Raw genomic sequence first — 18,530 nt, forward strand, 5'->3', positions numbered from 1 at the left:
GTCCGGGATCAGTCTCTCGTCAAGGGGATATCCTGCCTGTCGGACGGTTCGTCGGTTTGATAGAGTCTGCTGACCTTCGCGCCGTAACCCTTCACCGTTACGGTATAACGAGTCCACAAGCCGAACAGAATCCGGTTGCGCTTGGTTTCATACTGCGGATTGATAATCATATCATAGTCCGATCCTTTCAATGCTTTGGCCATGGCCATGGAGCGAATGCGCTTGCCCCGCAGCCCAAAAATGGATTTGCTGTTGTTGGTGCTCAACACCTCGGCATATTCACGTCCGCCGCTTACCTTTACACCGAGCAGGTATCCGACATGAACCGTGCCCTCAATCTTGTCGGAGGTGTTGAAATCGAGGTCGGCCCGGATCTCATTGGGATGCACTTCCGTATAGGCAAACGGCGCGGAGGCGCTGGTTCTGCTCAACGTCGAGCAACTTGAAAACAAAAACAGGGAAACAAAGGCAATTGCCCCACTGAAAACAATACGTTTCATTCTTTTTACAATAAGGTTTTTCATTTATTATCGGTCCGTTACAATTCTTGTTTTTTCGGGATCCGGACAATAAAAAACGCGGACCTTTAACCTTATTTGTTTCTGAGGTATCGCCAAACACCCTACTCCCAAACAAGTAAAAGCCCACGTTGAAAAACAACGTGAGCATCAACTTTTACTCTTGGGAGTTTCTTTGATTTGGCGATTTTCAGAAACAAGAATACAAGTTAACGCTTTTTATGTCTCAATATGTCCCTTTAATCAGGCTATTTCCCCATAGGCACTCGTGTTGTTGGTTTGTCTCACAAAAATAGCGAAAGTAGTTTACTTTTCAAGGGGGACAGACAATCTATTTGAAAAATTCACGGAATTCAACAATAAATATCCCTGTTCCGGCAATTTTCCCGCCGGAAAATTTGGTTTATAAAATAAACTGGTTTATATTTGCAACACAAGACAGATCCGAGGTCCGGAACCGAGATCGCCCGACACACCAAAAGCAGAAAAAAAATGGAAGCCACCGACCGCATGAAAGCCGACCGAAAAGGGATCCGCGCCGCCGACACCGCCGAAGCAGACACCAAACGCCGGCGGTCCACCCGCCAATTTGCCCGACAGGTCATCATCTGGGCCGTGACATGTGCCTTCCTGGCCGTCGTGAACCGGCTCACCTCGCCCCACTACTGGTGGGTACTGTGGGTCATCGGCGGATGGGGACTGCAACTCCTCCTCGCGTTCGCCTTCTACCTCTTCGACCACGAAGATGAGGAGACTCCGCAACATCAGTGAACAACACCGCCTCCCCGAAACCGGAAAATACAAACCCTAAAACACATTGCCATGGAAGAGCGAAAACTCGACGCGCAGGAGAGCATCGAACTCATCACGCGCATGATCCGAAACACCCGCCAACGGCTCGAACGCCACTCCGGACGCCCGTTCCTCATCTGGGGATACACCACCGTGGCCGTCTCGCTGCTCAACTACTCGCTCAACATCGCCGGGGCCGATCCGGCGTGGAGCCTCTCGTGGTTCCTCATCCCCGTGCTGGGCATCCTCCTCATGCGGCTCTTCCCCGAAAAGAAGAGCTCCGAACCCCGCACCGAAATCGACCGCATCGTCAACTCGCTGTGGATCGTCTGCTCGCTGGCGCTCGTCCCGATCTTCATCCTCTGCCTGTTCCACGGATGGAACTACCGCCCGAGTCTCTTTGCGCTGATCACCCTCGTGATGTCGATCGGAACCGCCGCAACCGGGCTGATCGTCCGCTCGAAAGTCTACACCGCAGCCGGACTTCTCGGCATGGCCGGAACGACGGCCATCGCCCTCTGGGACTTCTACCTGAAACAACTGCCCGACCCGCAGCAGATCGACTGCCGCATGCTCAACAACGAAATTCTGATCTTTGCGGCCATCTTCGTCGTGATGATGGTCATCCCCGGACACATCATCAACCACCGGAGTCGTCACCAAAAACAGGAGCCATGTTCAAGGAGCTGAATCCCCTGCTGCACTCGGAACTGCGGCTGGCCGTCATGTCGGTCCTCATCGGGGTCGAGAGCGCCGATTTCGTCTTCCTCCGCCAGCAGACCGGAGCCACGGCCGGGAATCTCTCCGTGCAGCTGGACAAACTCGCCAAAGCCGGCTATATCGACATCGAAAAGACCTTCCGCGGCCGGATGCCCTGCACCCTCTGCCGCATCACCGACGCCGGACGCGACGCCTTCGCGGAGTATGTCGAGGCGCTGCAAAGCTACATCAAACGATAGGCTCCCGGACCGGGAGCCCGCCGTTTCAAGCGCACGGAGGCGTCAGAGCGTACAGAAGAAGGTTACCAGAAACGGCACGCTGAAATCCATGACGCAGCCGTGGAAGATCGACACCACGGCGTAGGGACGTCCCGCCGCCCGCGTAATGACCGGAAGCGTCGTGTCGAAGGTCGTCGCTCCGCCGATCGAAACCGCCGCCAGCGGCCCGAACCACCGTGCGACCAGCGGTGCCGCCAGCAGCGTGAAGAGTTCCCGCAGGATGTTGCACAGCAAGGCCACCGTCGCCAGTTCGGCGCCCCGCAGATCGGCAATGAAGATGCTCGACAGCGAATAGTAGCCGAAACCCGCCCCCACGGCCAGCGAATCGACCGCCGAGGTCACCGCGGAGTCCGCACCGAAAAACGGCGCCGCCAGCGCCGCGCCGCCGAGCGTCCCTACGGCCGTCGCCACGGGAAGCAGCGCCAGACGCCGGTCGAGCCGCCGGACGCGCCCGGCCAGCGTGCGGTCGTTGCCCAGCGTCACGCCCACGCAGAACATCAGCGCATACAGCACCCAGGTCGAAAGGGACGATCCCTGCATGTCGGGTTCCGTCCAAAGCCCCGCAAGGCATCCCACAGCGAAGAAGGCGACGATCACCAGACTCCCCTTCAAGGTCTGCCACAGGGAGGACGCAGCCTGCGGGGTTTCGTCATCCGCCGGTCCGGAGGCCGGGACGGAGAGGCCCCGGCGGCGGATCCAGAGCCACAGCCCCCAGGAAGTCAGGATGCTCCCCGCAACGGAAAAGGCGAAAAGCCCCAGTGCCGTCACGCCGAGCGTCGCCAGACCGCCCGCCACCGCCGGATCCGAGCCCACCTCGACGCCCAGCAGAAACAGCAGCGTCCAGATGATCCCCGTGATCAGCGGCTGGACAAAAGCGAGACGCCGGCCAAGCAGCAGGCGTCCCGTCAAAATACCGCCCAGAATGACGGCAAAGATAATCAGCATCGGTTATTCCGCTTGTGAGGTGAGTTTCCCGATCTGACGCTCGGCCTCGGCTTCGAGGTTCGCAGCCTGTTTCTCGGCCTCCTCGACCAGTTTGTCGCCGGCCTTCTGCGCCGCAAGCTTCGCCAGCGCACCCTTCTTCGAGGCCTCCTCGACCAGTTTGTCCCGCTGCGTCTGTGCCGCCTCGACGAGCTTCGCTCCCGCATTCCGGGCTTCGGTGCGCAGGTTCTCGGCCTGTTTGGCGACCTCCTCCGACAACGACTCGCTGCCCGTAAGTTTCTGGATCTGCTCGTCGACCACATTCTTGACGGCCTCCTCGACCGCCTCCTTCACGCCGAGCGTCACCTTCGGCGAGGTGAACGTCCCGCCGATGTTCACACCCACGGTTTGGAGTACCCCGCCGCCCGGAATGGAGACCTTCGCCTGGTAGTCGATCGTCTGGTCGAGACCCGTCGAGCCCGACAGGTTGACACCCACATCCCCGATTTTCAGGTCGAAAGGCTGCGTCGTGATCCGGCCATCCTTGATCGTGAAGCGGATCGACACGTCCCGGGCCTCGATTCTGCGCAGCTTGTCGTTGCCCAGCACGTCGGCCAACGCATCGAACGCCGCGATATTCTGGATGTCGATGTTCTCCGAGCGGATCTCGCCCGAAGCATTGAGCGTCTGCAAGTCGGGAGACATCTGCGCGTCGAGCGACGTCCGCAAATCCAGCGACAGCGAGTAGTTGCCGCCCGTCTTGGCGAAGATCGGAACCAGCTGCTGCACCATCTCCAACTGCTCGAACGTCTGCTGGAACGAGGCGTCCGCAAAGTCGGCATCGAGTTTCAGCGACGGATGCGCCGGATCGGCAGCCGTCGAGTAGCTGCCCGACGCCGAGACCTTGCCGCCGAAGGCGCCCAGCGACAGACCGTTGAGCGACAGCGTGCCGTCGGCCATGCGCATCTCACCGCGGATCCGGTCGAAGGTCATCTTCCCGAAGAGCACCTTGTGCAGTTCGGTATTGAGCGAAAGGTTCAGGTTCCGCGGGATTTCGAGCGCCGTCGACGCCGCAGCTCCGGCATCGGCCGGAGTCTCCTCCTCCACATCGGGCGTATCCGACGCATCGCCCGGAAGAGCATTCATGATCTCGTTCAGATCCAGCAGGTCGGACTTCACGTAGAGGCGTCCCGAAAGGGTCTCCTCACGCAGCAGGTAGCCGAGGTAACCGCTCAACTGGCCGTTGGCCGAGAGGTCGCTCCGCCCGACCGTCAGACCGAACTCCCCGAGGGTCATCGTCGCCGGGGTGATCGTCGCCGCAGCCCGGCGGATATGCACCGGCGGCAGGTTTTCGAGCGTCAGATCGAGACCCTCGACCACGAACGTACCCTTGGCGCCGAGCTGCTCGTAGCGGCTCTTCTCGATGTCGGACATCCGCCCCGAGAGCTGCACGTCCGCCGTGATGATGCCCGCCAGTTCGACGCCCTTCTCCAGGGGGTAGACCTCCTTGACGGCCCCCAGGTCGACCTTGCCGTCGGCCGTGGCGCGGAACGTCGGATCGCTGGCCAGATTCGTCGCATGGAAGGTCGCCGAAAGCGCATTCCCGGCCATCCGCAGTCCGAATTTCGAGAGTTCGACCTCCGTGCGGTCCATCACGTCGCCCGGATTGGCAATCCGCGCCGCCAGGTTGATGTCCGTGACGGCCTTCGGCAGCGACGAGTACTGGAAGCTGCCGTCGCGCACCTCGCTCTTCAACTCGAAGGCCGGGAGCCGCGCGCCCTGCATCTCGCCGCGCGCCCACAGCGACAGGGCCAGTTCGCCGCCTGCCGTCAGATTCTTGAACTCCCGCGTATAGAAGGCCGGAACGAGCGACAGCACATCCTTGAACTGGACTTCGTCGCAGCCGGCCTTGACATCCATCGCCACGACGTCATCCTTCATCTCGACCCAGCCGTCGAGCCCCACGCGGATGGCATTCAGCCGCAACGTGTTGTCCGAGAAGGTGAAGCGCCGGTTCGCCAGGTCGGCGTCGATCGTCGCCACAAGCTCCGCCTCGGCGTCGCTCAACAGCGGAATCCCGCCCGACACGAAATTCGTGCGTTCGGTCTTCAACCGCAGGTCGAGGTTCGTGCGGTCGGCCGACAGGTCGCCCCGCAGGCGCAGCGACAGCGGATCCGTCGAGAAGCGCATCTTCGTGGAGTCGTCCTCATAGCGGATCACCGCGCCCGAGATCCGGAAATCCCGCACCGAAAGCCGGAACGACGAGGGCTCTTCGGCCGCAGGGGTCTCCTCCGGAGTCTCCGCGGGAGTCTCCTCCGGTTCCGAAGGCTTCATCACGTCCCAGTTGACGGCCCCGTCGGCGAGCTTGTGCGCATGCAGCGCCGGATCCGCAAGGATCACCTTCGTCACCTCGAACCCGCTGTCGCCGAAGAGCGACATCAGGTTCACGACCACCGAGATCCGGCGCGCCGCAACGATCGTGTCGCCCTCGAAGCGATCGACGCCCACCAGCGTCAGCCCCTTCAATTCGACCGAAGCGTTCGGGAAATGCCGCAGCAGGCTGATGTCGAGCCGTTCGAAATCCAGTTTCGCGGCAAGCATCGCGTTGGCCTCCTTTTTCACGATGTCGGCAATCTTGCCCCGAAAGGCCATCGGCACGATCAGTGCGATCGCCAGAATGACCACGACGATCGTGGTCAGAATCTTCACGAGCTTTTTCATTCCATATCCGTTTTACAGGCAAAGACCGTAGTCTCTGCTTCGTTGAATCCGCACTTCCGGTAGAGGGCCCGGGCCGCCGTGCGCGAGGGGTTCGAGGTGAGCATCACCCGTTTCGCACCGATCTCCGCGGCATGCCGCTGCGCCGCCCGCACCAGAGCCTCCCCGGCTCCGCAGCCCCGCGCCGCAGCGTCGACCACCACATCCTCGATCCACGCCTTGCGGCCCGACGGCGCATCGTACCACGCCAGCGTCAGCGTCCCCACGATGCGGCCCGCCCGCTCGGCGACGTAGAGCGCCGCGGCCGGAGCCGCAAGCAGCCTCCGCAGCCGCTCCTCCGACAGCGCGCCCAGGCGCGGCGACAACTGCGGCAGCAGCCGTGCAAATGCCTCTGCCAGGGCCTCGGAAAAGGCCGTCACCCGATATACGACGAGGTCCTCCATCCGGTCAATTTTTCACAAAGATAACCTTTTTGTGCGAAACGTCATGGCGATCCGCGGAAAAAAGCGTACTTTTGTCGCGCAACGGTTCCGAAGCCGCCCCGAACGGGCGCCGGGATTAAAAGGGAATGCCGTGCAAATCGGCAACAGTTCCCGCTGCTGTGAGTTACGATCCTCGATCCGGCACTCTTGGCCACTGCCCCCGACAAGGGGACGGGAAGGCGCCGGAACGGTAACGAGTCAGAAGACCTGCCGTCGCGATTCCGCCCGAAAACCCTGCGGAGAATGGGGTCCGATGCGTGCCGAAACCGTTTCAGCCCACCGTACGCCGCAATATCCCGCAGGAGCCGGACACAAACACGGTACGCCGATGAAACGCTGTCTGCGAAATATCATGCTCGCGCTGCCGGCCCTCGTTGCAGGGGCCTGCATGGAGTACGGCCCCCAGTCCGAGGAGCGTTTCGACCTTCCCGGACGCGGCGTCTTCATCACCTGCGAGGGCAACTTCATGTGGGACAACGCCTCGCTCTCCTACTACGACCCCGCCACCGGAGCGGTCGAAAACAACGTCTTCCTCCGCGCCAACGGCATGAAGCTCGGAGACGTCGCCCAGTCGATGGTCCTCCACGACGGGAAGGGATACGTCGTAGTCAACAACTCGGGGGTGATCTACGTCATCGACCCCGCGACGTTCCGCATCACGGGACTCATCGAGGAGGTCGTATCGCCCCGCTACATCCACTTCGTCGACGAGAAAACCGCCTACGTCACCGACCTCTACGACCCGCGCATCTCCGTCGTCGACACCCGCACCAACCGAATCCGCGCACGCATCGACACCGACGGGCACAAATCCACCGAGCAGATGGTGCAGACCGGCGACCGCGTCTTCGTCAACTGCTGGTCCTACGACGACAAGATCCTCGTCATCGACACCCGGACCGAGAGCCTCGCGGGGTCGATCACCGTGGGCTGGCAGCCCAACTCGCTGGCGCTCGACGCCAACGGCAAGCTCTGGGCCGCAACCGACGGCCGCGACGGCGAAGCCCCCGCGCTATGGAGAATCAACCCCGCGACACTCGAAATCGAGAAGAAATTCGAGCTCCCGCCCGACACGCCGCCCTCGCGGCTCACCTTCGACGCACGCAACAACCGCATCTATTTCATCGCCCGCGACGTCTGGCGCATGCCGGCCGATGCCGAGTCGCTCCCCGCGGAGCCCTTCCTGCCCTATGCCGGGACTCTCTATTACGGACTGGGCGTAGACCCCGACACGGCGGAGGTCTACGTCGCCGACGCCATCGACTACGTCCAGCACGCCGCCGTCTACCGCTTCTCACCCGACGGCGAACCGCTCGACACGCTCCGCGTCGGGATCATCCCCGGCTCCTTCTGTTTCAAACGACAATAAACAACTGACTCCATGAAAAAATACGCACTTTTCCTGCTCCTGGTCTCGGCCTGCAATTCGAGCGAAACGATCACCACGGCAACGGTCGAAGAGCCCGCCTCGCGCGTCCTCGAATACACCCCCGCACCGGGGCAGTTCATCAACAGCTCGCTGGCCGGGTTCCCCGCCGACGCGCCGATCACCACCCCCGAAGCGGCCGCCGCCTATGCCCAGGCCCGGCTCAACATGGGCGGAACGCCCGATCCGGGGGCCGAAACCGTCACCTACGGATTCGTCTCGCTCGGCGGCTGGGGCGGATACATCGTCCTCGGATTCGACGAGCCGGTGCCCGCCGCCGAAGGCTCGGACTACGACCTCTACGTCACCGGGAACTCCTTCAACGGCTCCTCCGAGCCGGGGATCGTCTGGGTGGCGCAGGATTCGGACGGCGACGACTCGCACGTCGGCGAAACCTGGTACGAACTCAAAGGCAGCGAGTACGACAATCCGAAAACCCGCTTCGGTTACGAGGCGACCTACGCCGAACAGGCGGACGGCACCGTCACCTGGACGGACAACAACGGCGGCGACGGCTCGATCGACCGCACCATCCACACGCAGAGCTACGTCCCGGCCTGGGTGCAGCCGCTGACCTACACCGGAACCCGGCTCCCCGACAACGTCGAGCCGGATCAGGAGACGGGCATCTACGACATGCGGGCCTTCGCCTGGGGATATGCCGACAACGCCTCGTCGATCGACGGCGCCGGGATGAAAAACCGGTTCCGGATCGCCAACGCCGTCGACACCGACGGCAACCCCGCCAACCTCCGCCGGATCGACTTCGTGAAGATCCAGACCGGCGTGAACTACAAGGCCGGAAACAACGTGGGAGAGATCTCCACCGAGGTGTGCGCCGTCGGCTGCTACCGCACCTTCACCCGAACCGAATAGTCCGACGTGCTGCGCATCGCCGCCATACTCATCGCGTTGCTCTGTGCCGGGCCCGCCCTCGCGCAGCGCGACTCCACGGCCCGCACCGTCGACATCGAACGGGTCGAGATCGCCGGCGTGCGCCCCATGAAGGAGATCGGCGTGCAGCGCACCGTGCTCGACAGCGCCCTCCTGCGCGAGAACATCTCCTCGTCGCTGGCCGACGCTTTGAGCTCCGGATCGACCATCTTCATCAAGTCCTACGGCCGCGCGACACTCGCCACCGCCTCGTTCCGCGGCACGGCGCCCTCCCACACGCAGGTCACCTGGAACGGCATGAAGATGAACTCCCCGATGCTCGGACAGGTCGACTTCTCGCTCATCCCTTCGTACTTCGTCGACGACGCCTCGATCTACCACGGCGCCAGTTCCGTGGGAATCACCGGCGGCGGGCTGGGCGGCGCCATCACGCTCGCCACGAAGGAGCCCGAGACCCGCGGATTCGCCATGCGGTACGTACAGGGCGTCGGGTCGTTCACCACCTTCGACGAGTTCCTCCGGTTGAGCTACCGCGCCGGGCGGTGGAGCGCCGTGACCCGCGTGCTGGTCAGCACCTCGGAAAACGACTTCCGCTACCGCAACTACGACTCCAAGCAGTTCGTCACCAACGACAACGGCGAGATCGTCGACGCCTGCTACCCCCTGCAACGCAACCGCAACGGTGCCTTCCGCGACCTGCACCTCCTGCAAGAGTTCTACTACACCTCGCGGCAGGGCGACCGCTTCTCGCTGGCGGCCTGGTATCTCGACACCGACCGCGGGCTGGCCCTCCTCTCCTCGGACCGCAACACCTCGCGCGAAAAGCGCAACTCCCAGGCCGAACGCACGCTGCGCGCCGTCGCCGCCTGGGACCGGCTCTTCGGAGCGGTGAAGGCCGGCGTGCGCGCCGGGTACACCTACGACGACCTGCGCTACCTGATGGAGTCCGATCCCGACGGACAGGGCAACTTCACCCCCGTGACCGACGCCCGGAGCCGCATCCACACCCTCTTCGCCCGGGCCGAAGCCGAATACGCCCCGAACGAAAAGTGGATGTTCGCAGCCAACGTATCGGCCCACCAGCACCGCGTCAACAGCGGCGACCTCTCGCTCATCGACGCCACCACGGGCCGCCGCGCCGACACGCTCTACCGCCAGCAGCGTTTCGAACTCTCGGCCTTCGCCTCGGCCAAGTGGCGCCCCACGCCGCGGCTGGGCATCGCCGCCGACCTGCGCTGGGAACTCTACGGCGACCGCTCGACGCCCCTCATCCCGGCGCTGTTCGTCGACTGGCTGCTCGCGAAGCGCGGCAACGTCGTCCTGAAAGCCTCTGCGGCCCGCAACTACCGTTACCCCACGCTCAACGACCTCTATTTCCAGCCGGGCGGGAATCCCGATCTCGACCCCGAACGCGGCTGGACCTGGGACGCCGGCGTCGAATCGTCGCTCAAAAGCCGCCGCAGCTCGCTGCGGCTCTCGGCTACGGCCTTCGACTCGCGCATCGACGACTGGATCCTCTGGATCGCAACCGCCAAGCAGGGCGTCTACACCCCGATCAACATCCGCCGCGTACACAGTTACGGTGTCGAGGGAAAACTCGCGGGATCGACCGAAACCCCTTCGGGCTGGCGTCTCGCCTGCGACGGAAACATCGCCTGGACCCGTTCGGTCAACCGCGGCGACAAGTTCTCCGCGGCCGACGAGTCGGTCGGCAAGCAGCTGGTCTACATCCCGGTCTGGTCGGCGGCCCTCACGGCCCGCGTGGCGTGGCGCCGCTGGGAGCTCGTCTACAAATGGCAGTGGTACAGCGAGCGTTTCACCATGTCGGACAACGACCTCGGCGTGCTGGGCCGCGTCCCGCCCTACATCATGAACGACCTCTCGCTGGAAAAAAACCTCGAATTCCGGCGGCTCGCGCTCTCGGTCAAGGGTTGCATCTACAACCTCTTCAACGAGGAGTATCAGTCGGTGCTCGGGCGCCCCATGCCGCGGCTCAACGCCGCCGTATTCATCGGTATTACGCCGAAATTCGGAAGTCGATGAACAGGGCCCCATTCCCGAATCCGAAGGCGGTACGACCGCAGAACCGCATTCCCGAATCCGATAATCAGCCGTTGCCGCAACCCTGAAAAACAACGAAAAACATGACCAATCTCGAAAACCTCCGCGAAACACTCCTCGGAATGGCCGACCCGGCCTACCGTGACTTCAACGCCCGGATCATCCCCGGCGCCGGCGAGATGCTCGGCATCCGTATCCCGCAGCTCCGCCAAATGGCCCGCCGGATCGTCCGTGACGACAACTGGCGCGAATTCGCCGTCCGCGACGACTGCCGTTTCTTCGAGGAGCGCATGTTGCAGGGAATGGTCATCGCCTCCGCCCGCTGCCCGATCGACGAAAAACTCCCGCTCGTCGCCCGCTTCGTCCCCCGGATCGACAACTGGGCCCTGTGCGACTGCTTCTGCTGGAAACTCCGCACCGAGGAACGCGAGCCGATGTGGCGCTTCATCCAGCCCTATTTCCGCGCCCGGGCCGAATACGACGTCCGCTTCGCCGTGGTCATGGCCACCGCAAACTTCATCGACGAGGAACACCTCGATGCCCTCTTCCGCCACTTCGAAACGTTCCGCCACGAAGCCTACTACGCCCGCATGGGCGTCGCATGGGCCCTCTCGGTCTGCTACGTGAAGTTCCCCGAGCGGACGCTGCACTGGCTGCGCGAGGAGTGTCCGCTCGATGACTGGACCTTCAACAAGACCATTCAGAAGATCGGAGAGTCGTTTCGCGTATCGCCCGAAGGGAAAGCCGCCGCACGTGCGCTGAAACGAAACACGAAATAACGTCGGATTTCGGAAAATATGTCGTATATTTCGCCCGAATTCATTCCGGAATCCGCCATGCGCAGACTCGTCATCATACCGACCTACAACGAAAAGGAGAACATCGCAAAGATGATCGCCAGGGTCTTCTCGCTGCCCGAACCCTTCGAGATGCTCGTCATCGACGACGGATCGCCCGACGGCACGGCCGGCATCGTCCGCGAACACCAGCAGGAGTTCCCCGGGCGGCTCCACCTCATCGAGCGCACCGGAAAACTGGGGCTCGGAACCGCCTATCTCACCGGCTTCCGATGGGGGCTCGAACACGGATTCGACTGCATCTGCGAAATGGACTGCGACTTCTCGCACAACCCCGACGATCTGGTCCGGCTCTGCGCCGCCGCGGCCGAAGGCTACGACGTCGTCGTCGGTTCGCGCTACGTCAAGGGCGGAAAGGTCGTCAACTGGCCCCTGTCGCGACTGATGATCTCCTATTTCGGGTCGACATACACCCGGCTCGTCACGCGCCTGCCCCTGCACGACACCACGGCCGGATTCGTCTGCTACTCCCGCCGTGCGCTGGAAACCATCGACCTCGACGCCGTCCGCATGAAGGGTTACGGATTCCAGATCGAGATGAAGTACACCGCCTGGCGGCTCGGGCTCCGGCTCCGTGAAATCCCGATCGTCTTCGTCGAACGCACCGAAGGAACCTCCAAGATGTCGGGCGGAATCTTCCGCGAGGCCCTTTTCGGCGTCCTGGGGCTCCCGTTCCGCAAAATCCGCCGGCGCCCGTAGCACCGAACGTCGGGTCCGGAAGCCCCGGAGTGCGGTTTTCCGCGGTTGTTCATAATTTGTTCATTAAAATTTCGGGTCCGACCCTTGCACGATCCGGAACTATCCCTATCTTTGTCTCCGTGCAAGGTTCCCCGCCGGCGGCTGCCGGTCCGGGATCAAAAGGGAACTCCTGTGTGAATCAGGGACTATGCCCGTAGCTGTAAGCTCCGAAAAACACCGCACACTCTTTGCCACTGTCCCCACGGGGACGGGAAGGCGTGCGGCGGGAGCGAGTCAGAAGACCTGCCTTGACGGAGAGGCCGAAACCTTCGGGATGTAAGGCGGGGCCGCAATGCTTTTTAACACCGACATACGACCTCGGATACGGAATGCGCCCGCCGCACTTCGTCCTGCTCCCGGCTACCCTGCACGCTGCCGCCAGACGGATCCGGATACCCCGCATCGCCGCCCCCGCCAGGTCCGTTTGTCCCCGAACAAAGACAAACCTTCAAAAAGACCGCTATGGGCATTTCGGAACTCTACATCGTCAAGCGCGACGGAAAACGCGAGGCTTTCTCCGTCGAAAAGATCAAACGCGCCGTCAGAAAAGCCTTCCTCGCCGTGGGCGGGTACGCCACCGACGACGACCTCACCTCGGTGTTGAGCCGCGTGCACGTCGCCGACGGAATGTCCGTCGAGGAGATTCAGAACCAGGTCGAGGTCGCCCTGATGGCCGAGCACTACTTCGCCGTGGCTAAAAGCTACATGCTCTACCGCCAGAAGCACACCGAGGATCGCGAAGAACGCGAAAAACTCCGGTTCCTCACCGACTACTGCGCCGCCTCGAACCCCGCAACCGGATCGAAGTACGACGCCAACGCCAACGTCGAGAACAAGAACATCGCCACCCTGATCGGCGAACTCCCCAAGCAGAACTTCATCCGCCTGAACCGCCGGCTGCTCACCGACCGCATCAGGGAGATGTACGGAAAGGAACTGGCGGACAAGTACATCCACCTGCTCAAAAACCACTTCATCTACAAGAACGACGAAACCTCGATGGCCAACTACTGCGCCTCGATCACGATGTACCCCTGGCTGCTCGGCGGAACGATCTCCATCGGCGGGAACTCCACCCGCCCGACCAACCTCAAATCCTTCTGCGGCGGCTTCGTCAACATGGTCTTCATCGTCTCGTCGATGTTGTCCGGCGCCTGCGCCACGCCCGAATTCCTCATGTACATGAACTACTTCATCGAACAGGAGTACGGCGAGGACTACTACACGCGCGCCGACGAGGTGGTCGACCTCTCGCGCAAGCACCGCACACTCGACAAGGTCATCACCGACTGCTTCGAGCAGATCGTCTACTCGATCAACCAGCCCACCGGAGCCCGCAACTTCCAGGCCGTCTTCTGGAACGTCGCCTACTACGACCGCTATTATTTCGAATCGCTCTTCGGGGAGTTCGTCTTCCCCGACGGCTCGAAACCCCACTGGGAATCGCTCTCGTGGTTGCAGAAGCGGTTCATGCGGTGGTTCAACCGCGAACGGACCAAGACCGTGCTGACCTTCCCCGTCGAGACGATGGCCCTGCTGACGAAGGACGGCGACGTCATGGACCGCGAATGGGGCGACTTCACCGCCGAAATGTATGCCGAAGGACACTCGTTCTTCACCTACATCAGCGACAACGCCGACTCGCTGTCGTCGTGCTGCCGCCTGCGCAACGAGATTCAGGACAACGGGTTCAGCTACACGCTCGGCGCCGGAGGCGTTTCCACCGGATCGAAGAGCGTGCTGACGATCAACCTCAACCGCTGCATCCAGTACGCCGCCCGCAACGGCATGCACTACCTCGCCTTCCTGGAAGAGATCGTCGACCTCACGCACAAGGTCCAGACCGCCTACAACGAAAATCTCAAAGAGTTGCAGGCCAAAGGCATGCTGCCGTTGTTCGACGCCGGGTACATCAACCTCGCGCGCCAATATCTGACGATCGGGGTCAACGGACTGGTCGAAGCCGCCGAGTTCCTCGGCATCGAGATCAGCGACAACGACCGCTACGCCTCGTTCGTGCAGGAGGTGCTGGGGCTCATCGAGCGCTGCAACCGCAAATACCGCTCGAAGGAGCTGATGTTCAACTGCGAGATGATCCCGGCGGAGAACGTCGGCGTGAAGCACGCCAAGTGGGACCGCGAGGACGGCTATGCCGTACCGCGCGACTGTTACAACTCCTATTTCTACGTCGTCGAGGACCCCTCGCTGAACATCATCGACAAGTTCCGCCTCCACGGACGCCGCTACATCGAGCACCTTACCGGCGGTTCGGCCCTGCACATGAACCTCGAAGAGCATCTCTCGAAGGAGCAGTACCGCCACCTGCTGCGCGTGGCTGCCGGAGAAGGGTGCAACTACTTCACGTTCAACATCCCGAACACGGTCTGCAACCGGTGCGGGCACATCGACAAACGCTATCTGCACGAATGCCCCGAGTGCCACGGCACCGATCTCGACTACCTCACGCGCGTGATCGGCTACATGAAGCGCGTCTCGAACTTCTCGGCGGCCCGCCAGCAGGAGGCCGCACGCCGCTATTACGCCCCGGCGGAAAAGGGGCCGGAAGGCTTCCGTCCGGAAAACGCAGCCAACGCATGATCCGCTACCACAACTTCGACATCGTTTTCGCGGAGATTCCCGACGAGACGACCCTGGCGATCAACCTCACCGGGTGCCCGAACCGCTGCCCGGGATGCCACAGCCCCCACCTGTGCAGCGACTCGGGGCGCGTGCTCGACGAGCGGGAGCTTGCCGCCCTGCTCCGCCTCTACGGACGGTCCGTAACCTGCGTCTGCTTCATGGGCGGCGACGCCGATCCGGGCGGGGTGGCCCGGCTGGCGGAGTTCGTCCGGCGGGAGTGGCCCCGGCTCCGTGTGGGCTGGTATTCGGGACGGGCGCAGCTGCCCGAAGCATTCCGTCCGGCGGCGTTCGACTACGTGAAACTCGGACCCTGGATCGCGGCCCGCGGCCCGCTGACCGCCCCGACAACCAACCAGCGACTCTACCGCATAGGCCCCGACGGCACCATGAACGACATCACCGGACGATTCCGCCGGAAAGCCATCTGACGTTCCCGGGAGCCGGAAAACACGGAGATTAGTAACCCCTTTCGCGTCGTCTGCCATACGACCCATTCCGGCTCCCGCCGAACGCCCGGACCGCCGCCGCGCCCCTCCCGGCAAATGCCGGTCGGCGCGGCGGCATTTTTTTTGCCCCGGCAGTACGGGGTACAGTGAAAAAAACTAATTTTGCCCCCGATTATGAAAACCAGGCACGAACTCACGGAAATCCTCGACTTCATCGCCGAGTATGCCACCTACCTGCTCGGGTCGGGCGTCCACACCTCGCGGGCGATCCGCAACTCGCAGCGCATCGGCGAATCGCTCGGCGTCGATATCCAGCTGTCGAGTTTCCAGCGCAGCACGATCCTCACGGTCCGCGACGGGGAGACGGGCGAAGCCTTCACCCGTGTGGTGAAGATCCCCGCCCTGCCGATCAGTTTCGAGCGCAACTCCGACTTGAGCGCGTTGAGCTGGGACGCCCTCGACGAAGGGCTGACCCTCGACGAGATCCGAAGACGCTACGCCGAACTCACCTCCAAACCCAGAATCGACCCGATCTTCGTCCTGCTGACCGTAGGCCTGGCCAACGCCTCGTTCTGCCGACTCTTCGGCGGAGACTGGACCGCCATGGCCATCGTCTTCACCTCGACGCTCGTCGGATTCGCCGCCAAACAGCGCATGCAGGCACACGGCGTCAACCATTTCCTGATCTTCATCATCGCGGCTTTCATGGCCTCGCTCTGCGCTTCGTCCGCCCTGCGCTTCGACTGCACGGCCGAAACGGCCCTCGCCACGAGCGTCCTCTTCCTCGTCCCCGGCGTTCCGCTCATCAACGGCGTGATCGACATCGTCGAAGGACACATCCTCATCGGTTGCAGCCGGCTGATCAACGCCCTGCTGCTGATCATCTGCATCGCCGTCGGCCTCTCGGCAACCCTCCTCATGGTCAAGGACAGCCTGCTATGATCGCTGCGGACATCCTCCTCGACGGGCTCTTCGCAGCCGTGGCCGCCATCGGATTCGGCGCCATCTCCGATCCCCCGATGCGGGCCTTCCCGCGCATCGCCCTGCTCGCCGCCGCCGGCCACGCCCTGCGCTTCTGTCTGATGAACTGCGCCGGCGTGGACATCGCCTCGGCATCGCTCTGCGCCGCCATGCTCATCGGATTCGGAAGCCTCTGGCTCGGACGCGGAATCCGCTGTCCGATGACCGTCCTCTACATCCCCGCCCTGTTGCCCATGGTCCCCGGCATCTACGCCTACAAGAGCGTCTTTTCGCTCATCATGTTCCTGCAATCGCTCAACGACCCCGGACAGGGCATGCAATACATGCAGCTCTTCTTCCTCAATGCCACCGTCTCGTTGAGCGTCATCGCCCTGCTCGCCGCAGGGGCCACGCTGCCGATCTTCGTCTTCAACCGCCGGGCCTTCTCCCTGACCCGCCGCCGGAAATCCGACCGGCCGCACCCCCCGAAGTCATCGGAACCATCCGGGACTCCCGACAGCGGCAAGACCGAAAAATAACCCCTCCGCATGGAAACCTTCTGGAATACGATCGCCGCCTACAACGCCGCTACCTGGCCCGCACAACTGCTGCTCGTGCTGTCCGGCGCCGTACTGACCCTGCTGCTCTACAAACGGCCCTCGGGAGCCGTGCGCACGGCCATGAAGATCTACATGGCCCTGCTCAACTTCTGGATCGCCGGCGTATATTACCTCGTCTACGGAGAACCGCGCGAATACCATACCCTGCTGGCGCTGTTCTGGGCCATCATGGGCGCCATCTGGATCTACGACCTCGCGGTGAAGCACGCATCCCTCGAACGCACCGGACACCATGCCCTCTTCGCCGGGGTGCTGTTCCTCATGCCGCTCGCCTATCCGCTCTGTTCGCTGGCCCTGGGCCGCTCGTTCCCGATGATGACCTCGCCCGTCATGCCCTGCTCGGTGGCCGTCTTCACCATCGGGCTGATGCTGGCCTTCTCCGAACGGGTCAACATCATACTGGCCATGTTCCTCTGCCACTGGGCCCTGATCGGGCTCTCGAAGGTCTACTTCTTCGGCATTCCGGAGGATTACCTGCTCGCATGCAGCGTCGTCCCGGCGCTCTACCTCTTCTTCCGCGAGTACATACGGATGCTCGACCCCGCGCATTCGAAGCCCGGTCCGCACGTGCTGAACGCCCTGCTCGGGATTCTCTGTCTGATCATCGGCGGGTTCTTCACCTTCACGCTGCTGCACCAGCTGAACCTCTTCGCCGAGATTTAGCCCTGCTCCCGGAGCGGAAAAGGGCCGAAGCCCCGTAAGGAGAGACGGGACCCGCCAGGCGAACCGTCCGGGCCGGATTCCCCGGCGCCCGTACAACAGAATCCCGGGCCGCAGACTGTGCGGCCCGGGATTCAAACTTTCGGAACATCCGGTCCCGACGTCACTCGGGCCATGCAGTCTCCGTGTCCGTCGACTTGATGTTCTCAACCCACGTCGGAGCGACCGTGGTCTCCAACGTATAGCCGTTACCCGAGCAGTCCTCGAAGGTGTAACGGGTCGAACCGCCGTCCGAAAGGACATTCGACGTGGTGCGGTCCATGCGCCAATAACCGACCAGATCCGCAGAGGAGGCGTTGGTCATCGTCATGTCGTTCCGGATCTGGGTCTCCGTACGGCAGACCGACCACAGCCGCAGCTCCGAACACAGGATCTTGCATCCGGCCCACCACTTGCTGTCACCCGTGCCGTGGCCGCCGCCGGCGTCGCCGCCGAACCACGCTACTCCTCCAAAGTAGGGTTCACAGGAATAGGCCTTCGTCGCCGCGCGCAATCCGTTGTAGTACAGCGTCACCGAACTGCCGTCGGACTTATCTTCGGTATGCTGGCCTATCGGCTGGACATTCCTCCGAGGTGGTTCTGGGCCAAATCCCGCAACGAAATCTTCCGCTTCAAGATCTTTGCCGTGCTGGGCTACATGTGGAGCTTCGCGGCATGGCCTCCAGCCATCTATTTCGTGCGGCTGATTCTGGAGCCGGTCCTTGCCAATTATTGTTGAGCAGAAACGGACTTTTCCGAA

General features: G+C 62.5%; 19 protein-coding genes and 2 riboswitches. Of the genes, 14 read left to right on the top strand and 5 right to left on the bottom strand.

From position 1 onward, the window contains the following. Positions 1-8: 8 nt before the first annotated feature. Positions 9-500 (bottom strand): hypothetical protein, encoded by a 492-nt coding sequence (locus tag B5G16_RS03595; RefSeq protein WP_143260818.1) that lies wholly within the window; start codon positions 498-500, stop codon positions 9-11. Between the two features lie 510 nt (positions 501-1,010). On the opposite strand from B5G16_RS03595, the gene B5G16_RS03600 reads away from it, so the two are divergent. From B5G16_RS03600 to B5G16_RS03610, 3 genes are read left to right on the top strand one after another with little or no spacing between them, the layout of a single operon-like run. Continuing rightward, positions 1,011-1,289 carry a 2TM domain-containing protein gene (locus tag B5G16_RS03600; protein WP_239405944.1) on the top strand — a complete coding sequence of 93 codons (279 nt, stop codon included), beginning with the start codon at positions 1,011-1,013 and terminating at the stop codon, positions 1,287-1,289. Positions 1,290-1,340: 51 nt separating this feature from the next. Further along, complete coding sequence (locus tag B5G16_RS03605) at positions 1,341-2,000, top strand: hypothetical protein (protein ID WP_087261203.1); 660 nt, start codon at positions 1,341-1,343, stop codon at positions 1,998-2,000. Continuing rightward, a complete protein-coding gene (locus B5G16_RS03610; protein ID WP_087261206.1) occupies positions 1,985-2,269 on the top strand; it encodes a winged helix-turn-helix domain-containing protein in 285 nt (94 codons plus the stop codon). The genes B5G16_RS03605 and B5G16_RS03610 overlap by 16 nt, the downstream gene beginning before the upstream one ends. A 42-nt stretch (positions 2,270-2,311) precedes the next feature. Here the strand turns inward: B5G16_RS03610 and B5G16_RS12765 are convergent, their stop codons facing one another. The 3 genes from B5G16_RS12765 to B5G16_RS03625 are packed head-to-tail and all read right to left on the bottom strand — an operon-like array spanning position 2,312 to position 6,390. After that, positions 2,312-3,253 carry a lysine exporter LysO family protein gene (locus tag B5G16_RS12765; protein ID WP_204227996.1) on the bottom strand — a complete coding sequence of 314 codons (942 nt, stop codon included), beginning with the start codon at positions 3,251-3,253 and terminating at the stop codon, positions 2,312-2,314. Between the two features lie 3 nt (positions 3,254-3,256). Beyond that, positions 3,257-5,950: an AsmA family protein gene (locus B5G16_RS03620; RefSeq protein ID WP_087261209.1), complete on the bottom strand. Its 2,694-nt coding sequence runs from the start codon at positions 5,948-5,950 to the stop codon at positions 3,257-3,259. Beyond that, complete coding sequence (locus B5G16_RS03625) at positions 5,947-6,390, bottom strand: GNAT family N-acetyltransferase (protein ID WP_087261211.1); 444 nt, start codon at positions 6,388-6,390, stop codon at positions 5,947-5,949. Before B5G16_RS03625 ends, B5G16_RS03620 begins: the two co-directional genes overlap by 4 nt. A 65-nt stretch (positions 6,391-6,455) precedes the next feature. Beyond that, a riboswitch (cobalamin riboswitch) is annotated at positions 6,456-6,658 on the top strand. A gap of 99 nt (positions 6,659-6,757) precedes the next feature. Here B5G16_RS03625 and B5G16_RS03630 point away from each other — a divergent pair. The 10 genes from B5G16_RS03630 (at position 6,758) to B5G16_RS03675 (ending at position 17,734) form a co-directional block, all read left to right on the top strand. Continuing rightward, positions 6,758-7,798: a YncE family protein gene (locus tag B5G16_RS03630; RefSeq protein WP_087261424.1), complete on the top strand. Its 1,041-nt coding sequence runs from the start codon at positions 6,758-6,760 to the stop codon at positions 7,796-7,798. A gap of 12 nt (positions 7,799-7,810) precedes the next feature. Next, positions 7,811-8,731 carry a hypothetical protein gene (locus tag B5G16_RS03635; protein WP_087261214.1) on the top strand — a complete coding sequence of 307 codons (921 nt, stop codon included), beginning with the start codon at positions 7,811-7,813 and terminating at the stop codon, positions 8,729-8,731. Positions 8,732-8,737: 6 nt separating this feature from the next. Continuing rightward, positions 8,738-10,792: a TonB-dependent receptor plug domain-containing protein gene (locus B5G16_RS03640; RefSeq protein ID WP_087261217.1), complete on the top strand. Its 2,055-nt coding sequence runs from the start codon at positions 8,738-8,740 to the stop codon at positions 10,790-10,792. A 101-nt stretch (positions 10,793-10,893) separates the two neighbouring features. Next, on the top strand, positions 10,894-11,589 hold the full coding sequence (locus B5G16_RS03645; protein WP_087261219.1) for a DNA alkylation repair protein: 696 nt from the start codon (positions 10,894-10,896) through the stop codon (positions 11,587-11,589). A gap of 57 nt (positions 11,590-11,646) precedes the next feature. Then, positions 11,647-12,366, top strand: coding sequence for a polyprenol monophosphomannose synthase (locus tag B5G16_RS03650; protein WP_087261428.1), 720 nt, complete (start codon positions 11,647-11,649; stop codon positions 12,364-12,366). Positions 12,367-12,472: 106 nt separating this feature from the next. Beyond that, a riboswitch (cobalamin riboswitch) is annotated at positions 12,473-12,670 on the top strand. Between the two features lie 197 nt (positions 12,671-12,867). Continuing rightward, the gene (nrdD, locus tag B5G16_RS03655) at positions 12,868-15,003 is read left to right on the top strand and encodes an anaerobic ribonucleoside-triphosphate reductase (protein ID WP_087261221.1); all 2,136 of its coding nucleotides are present in this window, start codon (positions 12,868-12,870) and stop codon (positions 15,001-15,003) included. Then, a complete protein-coding gene (gene nrdG / locus B5G16_RS03660; protein WP_087261224.1) occupies positions 15,000-15,473 on the top strand; it encodes an anaerobic ribonucleoside-triphosphate reductase activating protein in 474 nt (157 codons plus the stop codon). The genes nrdD and nrdG overlap by 4 nt, the downstream gene beginning before the upstream one ends. Before the next feature lie 192 nt (positions 15,474-15,665). After that, positions 15,666-16,433, top strand: coding sequence for a threonine/serine ThrE exporter family protein (locus B5G16_RS03665; RefSeq protein WP_087261227.1), 768 nt, complete (start codon positions 15,666-15,668; stop codon positions 16,431-16,433). Beyond that, on the top strand, positions 16,430-16,990 hold the full coding sequence (locus tag B5G16_RS03670; RefSeq protein ID WP_239405945.1) for a threonine/serine exporter family protein: 561 nt from the start codon (positions 16,430-16,432) through the stop codon (positions 16,988-16,990). The genes B5G16_RS03665 and B5G16_RS03670 overlap by 4 nt, the downstream gene beginning before the upstream one ends. 9 nt (positions 16,991-16,999) lie before the next feature. Next, complete coding sequence (locus tag B5G16_RS03675; protein ID WP_087261230.1) at positions 17,000-17,734, top strand: DUF6064 family protein; 735 nt, start codon at positions 17,000-17,002, stop codon at positions 17,732-17,734. Between the two features lie 160 nt (positions 17,735-17,894). Here B5G16_RS03675 and B5G16_RS03680 read toward each other — a convergent pair whose 3' ends face one another. Then, entirely contained in the window at positions 17,895-18,305 is a 411-nt protein-coding gene (locus tag B5G16_RS03680) for a hypothetical protein (RefSeq protein ID WP_087261233.1), read from the bottom strand. 27 nt (positions 18,306-18,332) lie between these two features. On the opposite strand from B5G16_RS03680, the gene B5G16_RS12720 reads away from it, so the two are divergent. Continuing rightward, positions 18,333-18,509, top strand: coding sequence for a hypothetical protein (locus tag B5G16_RS12720; RefSeq protein WP_162612013.1), 177 nt, complete (start codon positions 18,333-18,335; stop codon positions 18,507-18,509). Positions 18,510-18,530 lie beyond the last annotated feature (21 nt).

The organism is Alistipes sp. An66, from assembly GCF_002161445.1.
Lineage (GTDB): Bacteria > Bacteroidota > Bacteroidia > Bacteroidales > Rikenellaceae > Alistipes > Alistipes cottocaccae.